Origin of the sequence: Arthrobacter sp. 35/47 (genome assembly GCF_000520475.1) — a bacterium.
GTDB lineage: Bacteria > Actinomycetota > Actinomycetes > Actinomycetales > Micrococcaceae > Arthrobacter_D > Arthrobacter_D subterraneus.
The window spans coordinates 16,774-18,503 of record NZ_KI914600.1 but is presented as its reverse complement, the minus strand read 5'-3'; the positions used below and the strand labels follow the sequence as shown (position 1 = coordinate 18,503).

The 1,730-nt window shown below is 65.1% G+C and carries 2 protein-coding genes; one reads left to right on the top strand and one right to left on the bottom strand.

What is annotated here, in order from left to right:
* Window positions 1-446 (top strand): TatD family hydrolase (locus X803_RS19095; protein ID WP_035778526.1); only part of this gene is annotated, 446 nt, incomplete at its 5' end.
* A 10-nt stretch (window positions 447-456) separates the two neighbouring features.
* Here X803_RS19095 and X803_RS19090 read toward each other — a convergent pair.
* On the bottom strand, window positions 457-1,730 hold a 1,274-nt coding region (locus X803_RS19090; protein WP_035778525.1), incomplete at its 5' end, for a SulP family inorganic anion transporter.

The following is a 1,730-nucleotide window of genomic DNA, read 5'->3' as shown; positions in this document are numbered from 1 at the left end:
AGTACTCCTTCCGCCGCCACTTGGACATTGCCCGCCGGCTGGATCTCGCGCTGCAGATCCATGACCGGGACGCGCACGACGACGTCGTGAAGGTCCTGCGCTCGGAGGAACCTCCGGCGCGGGTGGTGTTCCACTGCTTCTCCGGGGATGCCGAACTGGCGCGGATCTGCAATGAGAACGGCTGGTTCATGTCCTTTTCCGGGACGGTCACGTTCAAGAACGCCCGGGATCTGCGCGAGGCGCTGGACATCGCTGACCCGTCCCTGGTGCTCACCGAGACCGACGCCCCGTTCCTCACCCCGCACCCGTTCCGGGGGCAGCCCAATGCCAGCTATACCGTGCCGTACACGGTCCGGTTTCTGGCCGAACACCTGGGCACCGACCTTGAGGAGCTCTGCCGGACCATCAACGCGAACACCCGCCGCGCGTACGGCGACTGGGAGTAGCGCGCGCCTGTTAGTGACCGGCGCCGAGCTTCCCGGCCAGGCGTTCGCGCATCAGCACGGAGGCGTCGTTGAGGCCGATGACCTCGACCTCCTTGCCATGGTGGTGGTACTTCTCGGTGATCGCATCCAGCGCCGCGATGGTGGAGGCATCCCACAGGTGGGACGCGTGCATGTCGATGATCACCCTGTCCGGGTCGGTGGCGTACTCGAACTGCGTGTAGAGGTCGTTCGAGGAGGCGAAGAACAGTTCGCCGTCCACCACGTAGGTGGCGACCTCTTCACCGTTGAGTTCCAGCACCGTGCGCTCCACGGTGACAAAGTGGGCCACCCGGCGGGCGAAGGCCACCATGGCCACCAGCACACCGACGCCGACGCCGATGGCGAGGTTGTGCGTCCACACCACCACGACGACGGTGCTCACCATCACCGCCGTCTCACTCTTTGGCATGCGCTTGAGGGTGGCGGGCTGGATGCTGTGCCAGTCGAAGGTGGCAATGGACACGAAGATCATGACGGCCACGAGCGCGGCCATTGGGATGATCGCCACCACGTCGCCGAGGGAGACCACGAGGATCAGCAGGAACACACCGGCAAGGAACGTGGAGATGCGGGTGCGGGCGCCGGAGGCCTTCACATTGATCATGGTCTGGCCGATCATCGCGCAGCCGCCCATGCCGCCGAAGAAGCCGGTGATGATGTTGGCCGCTCCCTGGCCCCAGCTCTCACGGGTTTTCTGCGAGCGGGTGTCGGTGATGTCATCGACCAGCTTGGCGGTCATCAGAGATTCGAGGAGGCCCACCACAGCCAGGCCCAAGGCGAACGGGGCGATGATCTCGAGGGTCTCAAGGTTCAGGGGAACGTTGGGGAAGAAAAGGCTGGGGAGGCTGTCCGGCAGTTCACCCTTGTCACCGACGTCGGGCACCTGGATTCCGGCAAGTACCGCGAAGAGGGTGAGGGCCACGATCGCAACCAGCGGGGCCGGGACGGCCTTGGTCAGCCGCGGCAGGCCGAAGACGATCACCAGTCCCACGGCAACCATGGGGTAGACCAGCCACGGGACGTTGAGAAGTTCAGGGACCTGCGACATGAAGATGAGGATGGCCAGTGCGTTGACAAAGCCCACCATCACCGAGCGGGGGATGAAGCGCATGAGTTTCGCCACACCGAGCAGGCCCAGCACCACCTGGAAAATGCCGCCCAGGATCACCGCGGCAATGAAGTAGTCCACGCCGTGGCTGGCCACCAGCGGCGCGATCACCAGGGCTATAGCGCCGGTGGCCGCGG